16 protein-coding genes are annotated in these 16,084 nt (G+C 64.0%); 11 read left to right on the top strand and 5 right to left on the bottom strand.

The window, feature by feature from the left end; all coding sequences use genetic code 11:
* The first annotated feature begins 213 nt into the window (after positions 1 to 213).
* The gene (locus C5L14_RS11965; RefSeq protein WP_105862270.1) at positions 214 to 1,704 is read left to right on the top strand and encodes a caspase family protein; all 1,491 of its coding nucleotides are present in this window, start codon (positions 214 to 216) and stop codon (positions 1,702 to 1,704) included.
* 34 nt (positions 1,705 to 1,738) lie between these two features.
* Here the strand turns inward: C5L14_RS11965 and C5L14_RS11960 are convergent, their stop codons facing one another.
* The 3 genes from C5L14_RS11960 to C5L14_RS30335 all read right to left on the bottom strand — a co-directional run bounded on the left by C5L14_RS11960 (position 1,739) and on the right by C5L14_RS30335 (position 5,059).
* Positions 1,739 to 3,145 carry an MATE family efflux transporter gene (locus C5L14_RS11960; protein WP_105862269.1) on the bottom strand — a complete coding sequence of 469 codons (1,407 nt, stop codon included), beginning with the start codon at positions 3,143 to 3,145 and terminating at the stop codon, positions 1,739 to 1,741.
* Positions 3,146 to 3,251: 106 nt separating this feature from the next.
* Positions 3,252 to 4,505, bottom strand: a complete 1,254-nt coding sequence (locus C5L14_RS11955) for an MFS transporter (protein ID WP_105862268.1) — start codon at positions 4,503 to 4,505, stop codon at positions 3,252 to 3,254.
* 383 nt (positions 4,506 to 4,888) lie between these two features.
* On the bottom strand, positions 4,889 to 5,059 hold the full coding sequence (locus C5L14_RS30335) for a hypothetical protein (protein ID WP_181161135.1): 171 nt from the start codon (positions 5,057 to 5,059) through the stop codon (positions 4,889 to 4,891).
* A 415-nt stretch (positions 5,060 to 5,474) separates the two neighbouring features.
* On the opposite strand from C5L14_RS30335, the gene C5L14_RS11950 reads away from it, so the two are divergent.
* Both C5L14_RS11950 and C5L14_RS11945 read left to right on the top strand, forming a co-directional pair.
* Positions 5,475 to 6,491 carry a ribonuclease T2 gene (locus tag C5L14_RS11950; protein WP_245443355.1) on the top strand — a complete coding sequence of 339 codons (1,017 nt, stop codon included), beginning with the start codon at positions 5,475 to 5,477 and terminating at the stop codon, positions 6,489 to 6,491.
* Between the two features lie 9 nt (positions 6,492 to 6,500).
* Entirely contained in the window at positions 6,501 to 7,157 is a 657-nt protein-coding gene (locus tag C5L14_RS11945; protein WP_105862267.1) for a DUF2161 domain-containing phosphodiesterase, read from the top strand.
* Positions 7,158 to 7,181: 24 nt separating this feature from the next.
* Here the strand turns inward: C5L14_RS11945 and C5L14_RS11940 are convergent, their stop codons facing one another.
* On the bottom strand, positions 7,182 to 8,339 hold the full coding sequence (locus tag C5L14_RS11940; protein ID WP_105862266.1) for a diphosphate--fructose-6-phosphate 1-phosphotransferase: 1,158 nt from the start codon (positions 8,337 to 8,339) through the stop codon (positions 7,182 to 7,184).
* A 212-nt stretch (positions 8,340 to 8,551) separates the two neighbouring features.
* Here C5L14_RS11940 and ugpB point away from each other — a divergent pair, with 212 nt between their 5' ends.
* The 8 genes from ugpB (at position 8,552) to C5L14_RS11900 (ending at position 15,646) form a co-directional block, all read left to right on the top strand.
* Positions 8,552 to 9,862 (top strand): sn-glycerol-3-phosphate ABC transporter substrate-binding protein UgpB, encoded by a 1,311-nt coding sequence (gene ugpB / locus C5L14_RS11935; RefSeq protein ID WP_105862265.1) that lies wholly within the window; start codon positions 8,552 to 8,554, stop codon positions 9,860 to 9,862.
* Positions 9,863 to 10,103: 241 nt separating this feature from the next.
* Entirely contained in the window at positions 10,104 to 10,985 is an 882-nt protein-coding gene (gene ugpA, locus C5L14_RS11930) for a sn-glycerol-3-phosphate ABC transporter permease UgpA (RefSeq protein ID WP_105862264.1), read from the top strand.
* A 36-nt stretch (positions 10,986 to 11,021) separates the two neighbouring features.
* Entirely contained in the window at positions 11,022 to 11,870 is an 849-nt protein-coding gene (gene ugpE, locus C5L14_RS11925; RefSeq protein ID WP_105862263.1) for a sn-glycerol-3-phosphate ABC transporter permease UgpE, read from the top strand.
* A gap of 7 nt (positions 11,871 to 11,877) precedes the next feature.
* Positions 11,878 to 12,933: a sn-glycerol-3-phosphate ABC transporter ATP-binding protein UgpC gene (gene ugpC / locus C5L14_RS11920; RefSeq protein WP_105862262.1), complete on the top strand. Its 1,056-nt coding sequence runs from the start codon at positions 11,878 to 11,880 to the stop codon at positions 12,931 to 12,933.
* 103 nt (positions 12,934 to 13,036) lie between these two features.
* Positions 13,037 to 13,423 carry a hypothetical protein gene (locus C5L14_RS11915; RefSeq protein ID WP_105862261.1) on the top strand — a complete coding sequence of 129 codons (387 nt, stop codon included), beginning with the start codon at positions 13,037 to 13,039 and terminating at the stop codon, positions 13,421 to 13,423.
* Between the two features lie 121 nt (positions 13,424 to 13,544).
* Complete coding sequence (locus C5L14_RS11910) at positions 13,545 to 13,958, top strand: VOC family protein (protein WP_105862582.1); 414 nt, start codon at positions 13,545 to 13,547, stop codon at positions 13,956 to 13,958.
* Positions 13,959 to 14,006: 48 nt separating this feature from the next.
* Positions 14,007 to 14,621: a pyridoxamine 5'-phosphate oxidase family protein gene (locus C5L14_RS11905; RefSeq protein WP_105862260.1), complete on the top strand. Its 615-nt coding sequence runs from the start codon at positions 14,007 to 14,009 to the stop codon at positions 14,619 to 14,621.
* 74 nt (positions 14,622 to 14,695) lie between these two features.
* Positions 14,696 to 15,646: a DUF6454 family protein gene (locus tag C5L14_RS11900; protein ID WP_210203231.1), complete on the top strand. Its 951-nt coding sequence runs from the start codon at positions 14,696 to 14,698 to the stop codon at positions 15,644 to 15,646.
* Positions 15,647 to 15,658: 12 nt separating this feature from the next.
* Here C5L14_RS11900 and C5L14_RS11895 read toward each other — a convergent pair whose 3' ends face one another.
* Positions 15,659 to 16,063: a hypothetical protein gene (locus C5L14_RS11895; RefSeq protein WP_105862259.1), complete on the bottom strand. Its 405-nt coding sequence runs from the start codon at positions 16,061 to 16,063 to the stop codon at positions 15,659 to 15,661.
* Positions 16,064 to 16,084 lie beyond the last annotated feature (21 nt).

Genomic DNA, 16,084 nt, shown 5'->3' with positions numbered 1-16,084 from the left:
CGGAGATAATGTCGCGCCTTGATCCCAATGCTGTTCAGCGATGCTCCTTCGGATTTACACGACCTTTGTCATGGCCGGGTCTGGCCCGGCGCTCCAGCTCCGAGCCCGGCACGGCGGGGGGCTTCTGGATAGCCGGATCGAGCCCGGCTATGACAAACCGGCGTGTTCCTTCATAAGTGAACTACGTTGGCCCTTACCCCTAGAGACCCCATTATGGCCTGCCTGATCCGCCTGTTCCTCCTTGCCACGTTCGTTCTGGCAGGCGCACTGCCCGCCGGCGCGGCCCAGAAGGCGGCGCTGGTGATCGGCAACAGTGCCTATCGGTCGGTGACGCCTCTGGTGAATCCGGCCAACGATGCCAACGACATGGCGGCGGCGCTGGGGCGGATCGGCTATGCGGTGACGCTGGTCAAGGACGGCGACCTGGCGGCGATGAATGACGGTCTGAGGGCCTTTCTGCGCGACGCCGATCATGCCGACAGCGTGGTGGTGTTCTATTCCGGCCATGGCGTGCAGGTGAAGGGGCGCAACTACCTGGTGCCGGTCTCGGCCAGGATCTCGGACGAATTGGATCTGGACACCCAGACCCTGTCGCTGGACAAGCTCCTGGAACTGGTCGACAGCGCGGCGCCGAAGGTGAAGATCGTGATCCTGGATTCGTGCCGGGACAATCCCCTGACGCGCCAGCTGACCCGGGGGGCCGGCACGCGCGGACTGGCGCGTATCGATCTCGACGCCTCCTCGGCCAAGGGCACGCTGATCGCCTTCTCCACGGCGCCGGGCTCGGTGGCGCAGGACGGCAGCGGGCGCAACTCGCCCTTCACCACGGCGCTGCTCGCCCATATGGAGACGCCCGGCCTCGACATCCGCCAGATGTTCGGCCAGGTCCGAGCCGATGTCGACCAGTCGACCCAGGGCGGCCAGACCCCCTGGGTGAACGAAGCCATCATCGGCTCCTTCGCCATGGCCGGAAAAGTGGAAACGCCGCAGCCGGTCAAGGCGGTCGATACCACCGCCCCGGCATCGGTCGATCAGCCGGCGCAAGGCTCGGTCGAGATTGCTCCGGCGGCGACGGCAGGTGGCGACAGCCAACCGAACTCCACGCTGCAGCAGAATGCGGCCCTCGACTTTGCGGCCCCGGACAGGACCGTTCCCGCCTCCGTTTCGCCGAGCTTTCCTTGCAACGGCCGGCTGAACCCGACCGAAAACGCGATTTGCCAGGATGGCGGTCTCGCCGCCCTCGACCAGACCTTGTCATCCGCCTACGGCCTGATCAACGCGGCGCTGCCGAAGGATCTGCAGGCCAAGCTGAAGGCGAACCAGACGGCCTGGCGCGCCCAGCGCGACGAATGCGGCGCCGACGCAGCCTGTATCGGCGTGAGCTACCGGCAGCGGCTCGCCTTCCTGAAGAGCCTGGTCGACAAGGCGGCCGGCACGCCCTCGGCGTCGCCGAGTTTTCCCTGCGGCGGACGCCTCAATCCGAGCGAGCGCGCCATTTGCCAGAGCGACACGCTGGCGCGGCTCGATCTCGCCCTGGACAATGCCTTCAAGGCGCGCTTCCGGCTCCTGCCCAAGGCCGAGCAGGCCAGCCTGTCGGCCGACCAGACGGCGTGGCGCGCCAACCGCGATCGCTGCGGCGCCCAGGCCAGCTGCATCGAGGCGGCCTATCGGCAAAGGTTGAGCTACCTCCAGTCCCTGCAATAGGCAGCCCCAAGGGCATCGGGGAGACGCGTCTGCGTTACGTCGCAGGCTTCAGGCGGTCCCGCCGCAGCCAGCGCATGGTCATCAGGATGGCGACCGCCGTCAGCCCGCTCACCAGGCCGGCCCAGATGCCGGCGCCGCCCCAGCCGAAATGGAAGCCGAGCAGGATGCCGAGCGGCAGCCCCGCCACCCAATAGCCGATGGCGGCGAACAGCATCGGGATCACGGTATCATGCAGGCCGCGCAGCATGCCGGCGGCCACGACCTGGGCACCGTCGGTGATCTGGAACAGGCCGGCGAAGATCAGGAACAGGCTGGCCCGGGCCACCACATCGGCATTGACGGGATCGGCAAGATCGATGAACCGGCCGATCAGCAGGTGCGGCGCGATCAGCATGAAGGCGGCCGCCGCGCACATGAAGCCGACGCCGAGGACATAGGCTGTCCAACCGGACCGGCTGATGGCATGCTTGTCGCCCGCTCCATAGGCGAGGCCGACCCTCACGGTCGCCGCTTGGCCGAGGCCGAGCGGCACCATGAAGCTGATCGAGGCGATCTGGATGGCGATGCCGTGCGCCGCCAGGTCGGTCTCGCCGATGCGCCCCATCAGGAAGGCCGCCGCATTGAAGACGGTGACCTCGAAGGCGAGCGTGACGGCGATGGGCACACCCAGCCGGAAGATCTGCCACAGCCGCTGCCAATCGGGCCGCCACAGATCCTGGAACAATCGATAGCGCCGGAACGGCCGGCTGAAGGCCAGGAAGGCGGCCAGCAGCAGGAAGAAGATCCAGGTCGCGATCGTGGTGGCGATGCCCGGACCCGACACGCCGAGGGCGGGCAGGCCGAGATGGCCGAAAGCGAGGCCCCAGGCCAGCACTGCATTGATGATGATTCCGGCAAGCGCGCTCCACAGGGCGGCGCGTGGCTGCCCCATGGCGGCGGCGGCCGAGCGCAGGGCGATATAGCCGATGAAGGCCGGCAGCGACCAGGCGAGGCCGCTGAGATATTCGGTGGCCTGCGCGGCGATCGCGGGATTCTGGCCGAGATGCAGCATGATCCATTCGCCGTTCATCAGGCAGGCGAGACCGGGGATCGACACGATCAGCGACGTCCACAAACCCTGCTGCACGGTCCGGCGGATGTCGCGGCCGCTGTCGTCGCCCGCGCCCAGGGCGCTGGCCACCATCGGCGCCACCGCCGTCACAACCCCCAATCCGATGATGGCGAAGAAGAAGAACAGGTTGTTGGCCAGGGTCACGGCGGCAATCGCCTGCGACCCCAGTTCACCCACGAGGATGAGATTGGTGGTGGTCAGCGCCAGTTCGACAAGATTGGTCAGAATGAGAGGCCAGGCCAGGATGAGGGTTTCGAGTGCCTCCCGGCTCCAGCTCTGGTGACCACCGAGGCTCGCCTGTGAGCCCGTCGGCGGAAATACCGTAGCCATTGGTCGTTTCCATTCATTATTCAAATTGGAACGGGGGCCGCGCGCTCATCGGTGCGCAGCCCCGTTCGGCCTCAAAAGTCGGATGGAAAGGCGGGCGGCCGCCTTTCTACTTGAAGGCTTCCTTCGCCGCTTCCACGGGCTGCGGCTTGGGGCGCTCGATATTGGGCAGGAAGATCGTCAGCAGCCCGATCATCGGCAGGAAGGAGCAAACCTTGTAGACGAATTCGATGCTGGTCTTATCGGCGAGAACGCCGAGTGCGGCCGCACCCACCCCGCCCATGCCGAAGGCGAGGCCGAAGAACAGCCCGGCGATCATGCCGGTCTTGCCCGGCACCAGCTCCTGCGCGAACACCACGATGGCGGAGAAGGCGGAGGAGAGGATGAAGCCGATGATCACCGCCAGGACCGGGGTCCAGGTCAGATTGGCATAAGGAAGGGCCAGGCTGAAGGGCAGCACGCCCAGGATCGAGACCCAGATCACATATTTGCGCCCGATGCGGTCGCCGATCGGCCCGCCGAGCAGTGTGCCGGCGGCCGCCGCGAACAGGAAGATGAAGAGCTGCATCTGCACGGCTTCGGGCGGCAGGCCGAAGCGGTCTTCGAGATAGAGGGTGTAATAGCTCGACAGCGAGGCCATGTAGAAGAATTTGGAGAAGACCAACGCCAGCAGGACTGCCAGCGAGGCGATGACGCGCCCGCGCGACAGCGAGGCCACGGCCGACATGGTTCTGGCCTTGGTGCCTGCCGTATGACGCCGATAGGCGGCATACCAGTTGCCGACATTCCACAGAATGAACATCGCCACCAGGGCGATCACCGAGAAGATGGCGATCGAATGCTGGCCATATGGCAGCACGATGAAGGCAGCTAGCAAGGGCCCGATCGAGGTGCCGAGATTGCCGCCGACCTGGAAGACCGACTGGGCGAGCCCCGTCTTGCCGCCGGAAGCCATGCGCGCCACCCGCGAGGATTCGGGATGGAAGACCGAGGAGCCGGTGCCGACCAGCATGGCGGCGATCAGGACCGTCATATAGTTCTGGGCATAGGCCAGCAGCACCAGGCCGACCAGGCTGAGGCCCATGCCGACGGTGAGGGAATAGGGCAGGGGGCGGCGGTCGGTATAGAGGCCGACGAAAGGCTGCAGCAGCGATGCGGTGAGCTGGAAAGCCAGCGTGATCAGGCCAATCTGGGTATAGCTGAGGGCGTAGTTGTCACGCAGCATCGGATAGATCGAGGGGATCAACGACTGGATGGTGTCGTTGAGGCAATGCGAGACGCTGATCGCCATCAGAATCGAATAGGCCGTGCGCTCGGGGCTGAAAGCACCTGAGGGGGGCAGGGTGGCTGCTTTGGCGTCCATACGTCAGTGCTAGACCCGCGGTGGCACGCGGGGTGCAAACGCGGACTATCCCTTTGTTGCGGCACGAAAAACCGGCGTCTTGGCACTCGCCAAGGCCGATCGGCCTGGTTCCGCTGGGCTATGCGGGTGATGGGAAGAGGTGCGGGAGCCGCCCGCTAAACCGTTTTAGCCGATTGTCGGCAGCCGTGAAATATCGAGACGCATCGTCAATTATAAAACTTCGTGATGATATTCATCACGCCAATGCAATGAAAGTGGTCACAGGCGCGGGAAACGGGGTTCAAGACGGAAGCCCGGACCGTGAAAACAAAATCGCGATCCGGGCTGGCCAGGATCGCGATCGGACCATCGGGTGGGCCATGCGAGCCCGAGGCGGAGGGAGATCAGATCGCCTCGTTCTCGGCGCTGGCGACGCGGTCGATATGGCCGCGATAGATGCCCAGATCCAGCATGTCGCGGTAGCTCAGTTCGCGGCGCACGGTCGCGATGCGACGGCGATTGCGATAGGCGACGAGGCGGGTGGTGATGGCGTTGATGAGGGCGACGGTCGTCACGGGAGTGGTTCCAAAAAAGAGTAGTTCACTTGCTGGCGCGTATATAGGCGAATCGTGGTGAAATTTGTGCAGAATCGCACGTGCAAAGCGGTATGCCCGGCATGCCATTTTCGCATGGTTTAGAGGGGGTTACCGCAATGCGGTAGCATGGCTCCGGGGCTGGCCGAAGCTACCCTTTCGATGCCTAAATCAAGGGCACTCTCCCGCCGTGGCGCCCCTGGTAGGTTTCTGTTCAGCGCTATGCTTTATTCCTCGAGAAGGATGGCGGGCCGCAGGCGATGCGCGCCCGGCCCCGGGGCGTCTTGGGATTGGGCGTGTTCGCCGGGAACCACAAGGCAATCACGGGGGCGCATCGAACAAGAGGTAAGGGGAAAACGGCGTTTCCGTCGAAGCGCGGTTTGCTCTGGAGGATTGCATGCACAGAAGTTGGCTTGCGGCCTTGGCCGTTTCGGTCCTGGTTCCCTTTGCGTCGGTCAGGGCCGAGGAAGCAATGACGGGGACTTTCACGGCGCGGGAGGCCTGCGCGGCCCTGCAGTCCATTCGCAAGCAGACCAACCCCGGCAACGTCAAGCTCACCCCTGCGCAGAGCTACAGGCTGCTCGCCGGCAACAAGCCCGATCCGACCTTCTATCGCGTCGAGGTGGAGGATGCTCAGCCCGCGCAGCGCTGGGTTCCGGTTTCCTGTGGCGAGGTCAAGGCGGGCGACGGCACGGCCGTCGCGCCGGGAGCGGGCAAGCCCGGCCCGGCCAGATCCGATGCGGCGATCTCGGCGGGCGGGGCTTCCTATGTCTTCGCCATCAGCTGGCAGGCGGCGTTCTGCGAGGGGCTGCCCGACAAGACCGAGTGCCGCACGCAAACCGCCGATCGCTATGATGCCAGCCATTTCACGCTGCACGGGCTCTGGCCGCAGCCGCGCGGCAATGCCTATTGCGGCGTGGCGCGACGCGATGTCGAGGCGGACAAGGCCCATCGCTGGGAGGACCTGCCCGAGCCCCAGCTCGAGCCGGCGACGCGTGCGGCCCTGGAGAAGGCGATGCCCGGCACCGCCTCCTTCCTCGATCGCCATGAATGGATCGAGCACGGCACCTGCTTCTTCGAAAAATCGGCCGATGCCTATTTCCGCCGTTCGGTGGCCTTGATCGGCGAGATCAACGCCTCGCCCGTCCAGAAGCTGTTCGCCGAGAATGTCGGCAAGCAAGTCGACACCGGCCAGATCCGCAGCGCCTTCGACCAGGGCTTCGGCGCGGGGGCCGGCGAGCGCGTGCGCTTTGCCTGCCAGCGTGACGGCAACCGCAGCATCATCGTGGAGATGACCATCGGCCTGCGCGGCGAGGTCAAGGATGGCGCCAGGCTGGCCGATCTGATCGCCGCTGCCGTGCCGACGGATCAGGGTTGCAAATCGGGCGTCGTCGACCCCGTCGGATTGCAGTGAGGGGCGGCCTTGGAAACCGAGCTGTATCTACCGGTCAAGGCCTTCCTGGAGTCGCTTGATTTTGTGGTGAAAGGCGAGATCGGCGGCTGCGATGTCCTGGCCCTGCGCGAAGGCGAACCGCCGGTGGCGGTGATCTGCGAGCTCAAGCAGAGCTTCAACCTGGAACTGGTGCTGCAGGGCGTCGACAGGGCGGGCGCCTGCGACGAGGTCTGGCTCGCGGCCCGTCTCTCTGTACGCGGCAAGGGGCGGGAGAGCGATGCGCGTTTCCGCAATCTCTGCCGCCGCCTCGGCTTCGGATTGCTGGGCGTGTCCGACAGCGGCGAGGTGCAGATCATCGTCACGCCCGAGGCGCCGTTTCCGCGCCGCGATCCCAAGCGCCGTTCCCGCCTTTTGAAAGAGCACCGCAAGCGCCAAGGCGATCCCGTCGTCGGCGGTTCGAGCCGTTTGCCGCAGATGACGGCCTACCGCCAGCAGGCGCTGGCCTGTGCCGCCGCGCTGGTAGTGGCGCCGCAGCGCCGGCGTGATCTCGCCAAGGCGGTACCCGACGCCCCGAAGATCCTGCAGGGGAATGTCTATGGCTGGTTCGAGCGGGTCGAAAAAGGCATCTACGGCCTGACGTCCGCGGGCCGGGAAGCCCTGGAGCGCTGGCCGCAGGGCTGCCCCTGACGACATGCGAGGGGCAACGGCCCCTCACACGAAAGGCGTGAAGATGTCCGGGCGCGGCGGCAGCAGGCGGCGGAAATAGGCCCGGCCTTGGTCGGAAACGGCGTTGGCGCCCGTGAAGAAGCTGTCGGGCATGTGACGGGTGCGCCCGGCGACCTGATCGAGGGATACGATGCGCGGCGACGTGCGCTTGCCATCATAATGCAACACCACCGAGCCCGAGCCGGTAAAGGCGCTCTGGGCCGCGAAGGCGCCGGCCTCGAAGGCCTCCTTGGCATCGGTCTCGTCGATGATGCCGAGATAGCCGCGCGGCAGATAGCCCAGCGTGTCGACACGGGCGCGTGCCTTCGGAAAGCGTTGCTTCAAGGCCTTCTGGATCTCGATGCCGAGATCGCCGCCGGTAAGCTGCACATTGCCATGGGCGTCACGCTCGACCGCGCCGGCGGCCAGCACCTCGGCAAGAGGACGGCCGGCTTCGTCCTGCACGCCTTCCGACATCGAAACGATGCAGCGGCCGACGCGGGTATAGACGGTGTCGACATCGTTGAGGAACTGCTCGACCGAGAAGGGCCTCTCGGGCGTGTAGATCAGATGGGGCGCATCCTCCGGCGCCTGCTGCCAGCCGGCCGCCGCGGCGCTGAGGAAGCCCGCATGCCGGCCCATGACGATGGCGACATAGATGCCCGGCATCGCTCGGAAATCGAGGTCCATGCTGACGAAGGCGTTGGCGACGAAGGCGGCCGCCGAGATGAAGCCCGGCACGTGGTCGTTCTCCATCAAATCGTTGTCGATCGTCTTGGGAGCATGCACGAAGCTGCAGGAGCCGGTCGATTGCTGGCGCAGCAGGTCGAGCGTGCCGGCCGTGTCGTTGCCGCCGATATAGATGAAGCCGCGGGCGTCGAGCTTTTCCAGCGCCTGCAGGATGGTCTGGCAATAGGCGGGATCCGGTTTGTCCCGCGTCGAGCCGAGGCCGGAATTGGGCGTGCGGGCCAGGCGCTCGAGATCGCTTTCCGAAAGCGCGGTGAGATCGACGAGATCGCCGCGCGTCAGGCCCCGTACGCCATGACGGGCGCCGAGGATGCGCAGCGAGGGATCATGCCTGCGGGCGGCGACGATGGCGCCGCAAAGGGTCTGATTGATCACGGCGGTGGGGCCGCCTCCTTGAGCGATGACGATCGACGGCATGGAGCCTCCCTGGCAATCCGGTTTCCAGTTGCTTAGCCCCGAAACCGGCGAGCGGCAATGATGCGCCGTTCACGCTATCGACAGACACCTGTCGCCGCTGGCTTGTTCCATTGTCATAATTGCTTCATTGTTCCGTCACGGAAGCGCTAACCATCCGGCCGTAAACAACGCCTTCCTTTCAAGAAGCGGCGCACCGTGAGGGAGTATTATTCATGAAGTTGAGCGTTCTGGCTTCGGCCGCGGTTCTTCTGGCCAGTGTATCCAGCGGGGCCCTCGCGGCCACCGACATTCAATGGTGGCATGCGATGACGGGGGCCAACAATGACCGCATCGTCAAGCTGGCCAACGATTTCAATGCCAGCCAGAGTGACTATCGCGTCGTTCCCGTCTACAAGGGTTCCTATCCCGATACGATGAATGCCGGCATTGCCGCTTTCCGGGCCGGCAACGCGCCCGATATCCTGCAGGTCTTCGAGGTCGGCACGGCCACCATGATGGCGGCCAAGGGCGCGATCAAGCCGGTCTACCAGCTGATGAAGGACGCCGGCGAGCCCTTCGACGAGAAGTCCTACCTGCCCGCCGTCACCGGCTATTATTCCAATGCCAAGGGCGAGATGCTGTCCTTCCCCTTCAATTCCTCGACCATGGTGATGTGGGTCAACGAGGATGCCTTGAAGAAGGCCAATCTGGCCGCGGCGCCCAAGACCTGGCCCGAGGCCTTCGAGGCGGCCAAGAAGCTGAAGGCGGCGGGTTATGCCACCTGCGGCATCTCCACGGCCTGGACGACCTGGGCCAATATCGAGGAACTCTCGGCCTGGCACAATGTGCCGCTGTCGACCAAGGCCAACGGATTGGAGGGCTTCGATACGGAACTGAAGTTCAATAACCCGGTGGTGGTGAAGCATCTGGAGAACCTGGTCGAGGCCCAGAAGGACAAGACCTTCGACTATTCCGGCCGGACCAACCAGGGCGAGGGCCGCTTCACCTCGGGCGAGTGCCCCCTGTTCCTGACCTCCTCGGCCTTCCTGGGCAATGTCAAGGCCAACGCCAAGTTCAAATATTCGGTGGCGCCGATGCCCTATTACCCCGACGTGCAGGGGGCGCCGCAGAACTCGATCATCGGGGGCGCCTCGCTCTGGGTGATGGGGGGCAAGTCGGACGAATCCTATAAGGGCGTCGCCAAATTCCTGACCTATCTGTCGAAGCCCGACGTGCAGGCCTGGTGGGCCCAGGAGACCGGTTATCTGCCGATCACCCCGGCGGCCTATGAGCTCTCCAAGAAACAGGGTTTCTATGCCAAGGATCCCAACAGCGAAGTCGCCGTGCTCGAACTGACCAACAAGCCGCCGACGGAGAATTCGCGCGGGCTGCGCCTCGGCAATCTCGCACAGATCCGCGATGTCTGGGCCGAGGAGATCGAACAGGCCCTGGCCGGCAAGAAAACCGCACAGGCTGCCATGGACGACGCCGTCCGCCGCGGCGATGCGATCCTGAAGACCTTCGCCCGTACGGCCGGGCGGTAAAAGGCGGTCCGGCGAAGCTGGGTCTAATGGGGTGTGGCGGGCGGTGCGTCGACCGCCACTGGGTTGCATAACCGTCGTGCCGGGCCTCACAGCGGCCGCGTTGCTCGCCGCACCCTATCCGTCATGTCTTCGAAATGAACGGTGACAACGTCGTATCGAAGGTGCCTCGGCCTTCCCCACTTCGTGGAGAAGGCAGCTGCGCCCTTCCAGCTTGAACGAACTGCATAGCCCGGAAGCATCCATGGAAAAACGCTCCGTCTTCTCCGGCAAGACCCTGCCTTGGCTGTTGCTGGCGCCGCAATTGGCGATCACGCTGGTGTTCTTCTACTGGCCGGTGCTGCAGGCGATCCGGCAATCCTTCTTCATCGAGGACAGTTTCGGCACCACCTCCGAATTCGTCGGGTTCGAGAACTATCAGCTCCTGTTCCAGCAACCCGAATATTACAAGGCAGTCGGCGTTACCCTGGTGTTCGCGGGCCTGGTCTCGGTGCTTTCGCTCGGCCTTGCCCTGATCCTGGCCGTGCAGGCGGACAAGAAGATCAAGGGCGCCTCCTTCTATCGCACCATGCTGGTATGGCCCTATGCCGTGGCGCCGGCGGTGGCGGGCGTGCTCTGGCTCTTCATGTTCCAGCCCTCGCTCGGCCTGGTGGCGCGCGGCCTCAAGCAACTCGGCCTGCCCTGGGATCCCTTGCTCAACGGCAATCATGCCATGATCCTGGTGGTGCTGGCGGCAACCTGGAAGCAGATCTCCTACAACTTCCTGTTCTTCCTGGCGGGGCTGCAATCGATCCCCAAATCGCTCATCGAGGCGGCGGCCATCGACGGCGCCCGGCCGGCGCGGCGCTTCTGGACGATCATCCTGCCGATGCTGTCGCCTACGACCTTCTTCCTGCTTGTCATCAACATCGTCTACGTCTTCTTCGACACCTTCGGCATCATCGATGCGGTGACGCATGGCGGCCCGGCCGGGGAAACCATCACCATGGTGTTCAAGGTCTACAACGATGGCCAGAGCGGCGGCGATCTCGGCGGTTCGGCGGCGCAATCGGTGATCCTGCTGATCCTGGTGATCGCCATGACCACCCTGCAGTTCCGTTTCATCGAGAAGAAGGTGACCTATTGATGGTCTGCTCCTCACCGCTGTCGAGAGGAACGGCTCATGGTTGAAAACCGCCGTTTCGGAAATCTTCTGCCCCATGCCATTCTGATCCTGGGCGTGCTCATCCTGGCCTTCCCGGTCTGGCTGGCCTTCGTGGCCTCGACCCATGACGCCACCACCATCATCAACGGCCAGATCGGCGTGCTGCCGGGGCCGGACCTGATCAAGAACTACACCCAGACCCTGTTTCACGGCACGCAGGGGGCGACGCGTGAGCCGGTGCTCACCATGCTGACCACCAGCCTGATCATGGCGGTGGCGATCGCGGTGGGCAAGATCGTGATCTCTCTGATCTCGGCCTTCGCCGTCGTCTATTTCCGCTTCCGCTTCCGCATGTTCGCCTTCTGGCTGATCTTCATCACGCTGATGCTGCCGGTGGAAGTGCGCATCTATCCCACCTACAAGATCGTTTCCGATCTTCATTTGCTCGATACCTATGCAGGCCTGACCCTGCCGCTGATCGCCTCGGCGACGGCGACCCTGCTGTTCCGCCAGTTCTTCATGACGATTCCGGACGAATTGCTGGAAGCCTCGAAGATCGATGGGGCAGGCCCGTTGAAATTCTTCAAGGATACCGCGCTGCCGCTGTCGGTCACCTCGATCGCGGCGATGTTCGTGATCCAGTTCATCTATGGCTGGAACCAGTATTTGTGGCCCCTGCTGATCACCACCCAGGATTCGATGCAGACCATCGTCATCGGCATCCGCAAGATGATCACCACACAGGATGCCTTGACCGAATGGCAGATCGCCATGGCAACCGCGATTCTGGCCATGCTGCCGCCGGTGGTGGTCGTCGTCGTGATGCAGAAGCTCTTCGTCAAGGGCCTGGTCGAGACCGAGAAGTGAGTAACCCATGGCGCAAGTGGTTCTGAACAACGTCAAGAAGATCTACGACAACGGCTTCGAAGCGGTGAAGGGGGTGAGCTTCACCGTGCCGGATGGCGGCTTTTGCGTGCTGGTCGGCCCCTCCGGCTGTGGCAAGTCGACCTTGCTGCGCATGGTGGCGGGGCTGGAACGCATCTCGTCGGGCGATGTCCATATCGGCGAGCGACGGGTCAACGAGATCGAGCCGATGGACCGCGACATCGCCATGGTGTTTCAGAATTATGCGCTCTATCCGCATATGTCGGTCTACGACAACATGGCCTATGGCCTGCGCAACCGCAAAACCGCCGAGGGCGAGATCGGCAAGCGGGTGAAGGAAGCGGCCCGCATCCTCGAGCTCTCTGACGACATGCTCAAGCGCAAGCCGCGCCAACTCTCCGGCGGCCAGCGCCAGCGCGTGGCGATGGGCCGGGCCATCGTGCGCCAGCCAGCCGCCTTCCTGTTCGACGAGCCGCTCTCCAATCTCGACGCCAAGCTGCGCGTGCAGATGCGCGGCGAGATCAAGCAGCTACAGCAGCGTCTCGGCACGACCTCGATCTATGTCACCCATGACCAGCTGGAAGCGATGACCCTGGCGGATGTGCTGGTGGTGCTGAATGGTGGCGCGATCGAGCAGATCGGCGCCCCCCTCGAGATCTATCGCAAACCCTCCTCCACCTTCGTGGCGGCTTTCATCGGTTCGCCAGCCATGAATATCCTGAAAGCGCGCGGGGAGGGCAATACGCTCGTACTCGGGCAGACACGCGTGACCTTGCCGCGGCCGGTTCCGGGCGAGGTCCTGGTCGGCCTGCGTGCCGAGGATCTGCAGCCGGTCTCCGCGCCGGCACCGGGCAGCCTGGGCGTGAAGCTGCGCTATGTCGAGGAACTGGGCGCGCATCGCCTCGTCCACGGTGACATCGACGGGCAACCCCTGGTGATCGCACTCGGTATGGAACACGCCATCGCCGACGCCATGCAGTTTGCCGTCGACCCGAACATGATTCATCTTTTTGATAGTGAAACTCGATTGAGAATCTCGGACTGATCCACGTATTGATTGAAAGACGGTCGACGTGATGTTGGCGCCGACTTCCATGTAAGCTTGCGATCATAAAGTTTTTCACATGAATAAAGTAAATCGACTTCTTATGGCCATCGCTGCCGGTGTCGCCATGTCTCCCTCGCTCGCCTATGCCGGTCCCAGACAAGTAACCGTGCCTCGCGGCAAACCCTATCCGGTCCTCGCCATCGGCGTATACGGTGCCGGGACTTGCGAAGTCTATCCCGTCAGGGATATCCGCATCGCATCCGGGCCGGCGCATGGGGCTGCGCAACTCGTGACCGTGGCGACCAAACTGGGCAAGGATACGGGCGTGTGTGCCGGTACCGCCACGAAGGCACCCGTCGTCGTCTACAGGTCCGCCGCCGGCTTCACCGGTGTCGATCATCTGACCGTGACCTGGATGGCGCCCTCGCATACCGACAATGTGCGATTTGTTCCCAACGAAATGGAGATCGAGATTACGGTCAAGTGACGGTGCCGGCATGATCATGAGGTTGACAGCTCGTCGACCGTCCTGATTGTCTGCCCGTCGAGCCGATGATGCGAACCGGCATGGAGGCGCGGGCCGTGTTCGGCCGATGCAGGAGAATCGCATGCCCAAGCTCGACCGTATTCTCGAAACCGCCATCTATGTCGACGATCTCGATCGGGCCGCGCGCTTCTACGAGACGGTGCTGCTGCTTGCTCCCCTGCTGAAGATGGAGCGGCTTTATGCCTATGATGTGGGCGGTGCCAGCGTCCTGCTCGTCTTCAAGCAGGGCGCCTCCGATCAGGACATGACATCGTCCGTCGGCACGATACCGGGCCATGACGCCTCTGGACGCATCCATGTCGCCTTTGCCATTGGTGCCGCCGAACTGGCGGAGTGGGAGGCCCGGCTGGCGGCGCACGAGGTCGCGGTGGAAGGCCGCACCCATTGGCCGGCGGGTGGAGACAGCATCTATTTCCGCGATCCCGACGGTCACATGCTGGAACTGGCCACGCCCGGGCTGTGGCGGACCTATTGACGTAACGGGCCGCGGAGTCTGCCGGGGCCGCAAGGACGGAAGTTTCCAATGTCGCTGATCTCCACCATCGCCGAACTCGAGGCGCTCTACAGTGAGCCGGTTCAGCCCGCGGCCCGCATCAAGGTGCTGGATCATGTGTCCGATCAGTATCACGCCTTCATCCAGGCCTCACCCTTCATGATCCTTGCCTCGGTGGGGCCGTCGGGCGTCGATTGCTCACCGCGCGGCGACCCGGCCGGCTTCGTGCGCGTCGCCGACGCCAAGACGCTGATCATCCCGGACAGGCGTGGCAACAACCGGCTGGACTCGCTGCGCAACATCATCGAGGACCCGCGCGTCCATCTTCTCTTCATGATCCCCGGCATCGGCGAGACGCTCCGCGTGGTCGGGCGTGCGGTCGTCTCGGCTGACCTCGACCTGTGCGCGAGCTTCACCATGCAGGGCAAGGCGCCCCGCACCGTCATCATCGTCACCGTGGAAGAGGCCTACACCCAGTGCCAGAAGGCATTGGTGCGCTCCAAGCTCTGGGATCCCTCGACCCGGATTTCGCGGGCGGAATTGCCGACGATGGGCCAGATCCTGAGTACGATCACCCGGGGCGACTTCGACGGCGAGGCCTATGACAAGGCCTATCCCGAACGCCTGCGCCAGACGATCTATTGATCCCGCCAATCCGACGGAACGGTCATATCGCCGTTAGAAGCGTGTCGTAAGCCACCGCCGTGGAGGATGTTTCGATGGTCAGAATCAGAATTGCCGCACTGCTTGCCGCTCTCGCGGTGCTGCCTGGCGCGATCGGCACGGCGATGGCGGAGGAAGCCTCGGTTGCCGAACGCGTGACCAAGCTCACGCGTGGGACGGTCTGGAAGCAGGTTGCGACCATTTCCATCGCCTTCCCGACTTTCCATCCCCAGGGCATGGTCAAGATCGGCGACGATTTCTTCGTGTCCTCGGTGAATATTCTGAAGCCGACCACCAAATATCCTTCGCCGCGCGAGGGCTATGATCGCGATACCGGCGAGGGGGAGGGGCATCTCTTCCGCATTTCCAAGGAAGGCAAGCTGCTGGCCGATCTCAAGCTGGGGGAGGGCAGCATCTACCACCCCGGCGGCATCGATTTCGACGGCAAGTTCCTCTGGGTGCCGGTGGCCGAGTATCGGCCCAACAGCCAGTCGATCATCTACAAGGTCGATCCTGCCACCATGAAGGCCCTCGAGGTCTTCCGCTTCAAGGACCATGTCGGCGGCATCGTCCATGATACCGAACGCAACGCTCTCCACGGCGTGAGTTGGGGGTCGCGGCGCTTCTACGCCTGGCCGCTCGGCGCGGATGGCAAGGTCAGCAATGCCGATGCGGCGCCGGAGACCCTGCGCGTGATAAATCCGGCCCAATATATCGACTATCAGGACTGCCATTATGCCGGCGGATCACGCATGCTCTGTTCCGGCCTGAACGCCTACAAGGTCGCGCCGGATGCGGCGCCCTTCCGCCTGGGCGGCCTCGAACTCGTCGATCTCAAGGACAACCGGCCGGTCTGGCAGGTGCCCATCGAGCTATGGGCACCCTCCGGCCTGCCGATGACCCAGAACCCGGCCTTCATCGAAACCAGGGATGGCGGGCTGCGGGCCTATTTCATGCCGGATGACGACAAGTCGACCCTGTTCGTCTACGAGGCGCAGACGCCCTGAGGTTTGCCGGCCTCAGCCCCCGGCCGCGGAGCGGATGATGCGGCAGACATTGGAGCGGAAGTCGAAACCCGGCACCTGGCCGGGATTCAGGACCATGGTATAGTCGACGCGCGTGGCATTGCCGCGCTTGCGGACGGTCATCTTGACCTGCTGGACCCGTCCGTTGCGGGCGCCGTCATTGAGCGCGGTAAGCAGGCCCAGCCGGCGATTGACCTTGATGCTGACCCAGTAGGAATTGAGCTGCGCCGCGCGCGCCAGATTGTCGATCGCGGTGCCCGGGTTCAAGCCGGGGAAACTATCCCAGGTCGAGATTGCCGGCGCGAGCCCGCCGGAGATGGTGAAGTTCGAAGAGCAGTTCTGGGCCTGGGCGGCGGTTGCGCCGAAAACAAGCAAGGCCGCGATACCGTATTTGATCATGGGATTCCGCTATATGACGAG

Source organism: Labrys okinawensis (assembly GCF_002982075.1).
GTDB lineage: Bacteria > Pseudomonadota > Alphaproteobacteria > Rhizobiales > Labraceae > Labrys > Labrys okinawensis_A.
This window is presented reverse-complemented; position numbering and strand designations above follow the sequence as displayed.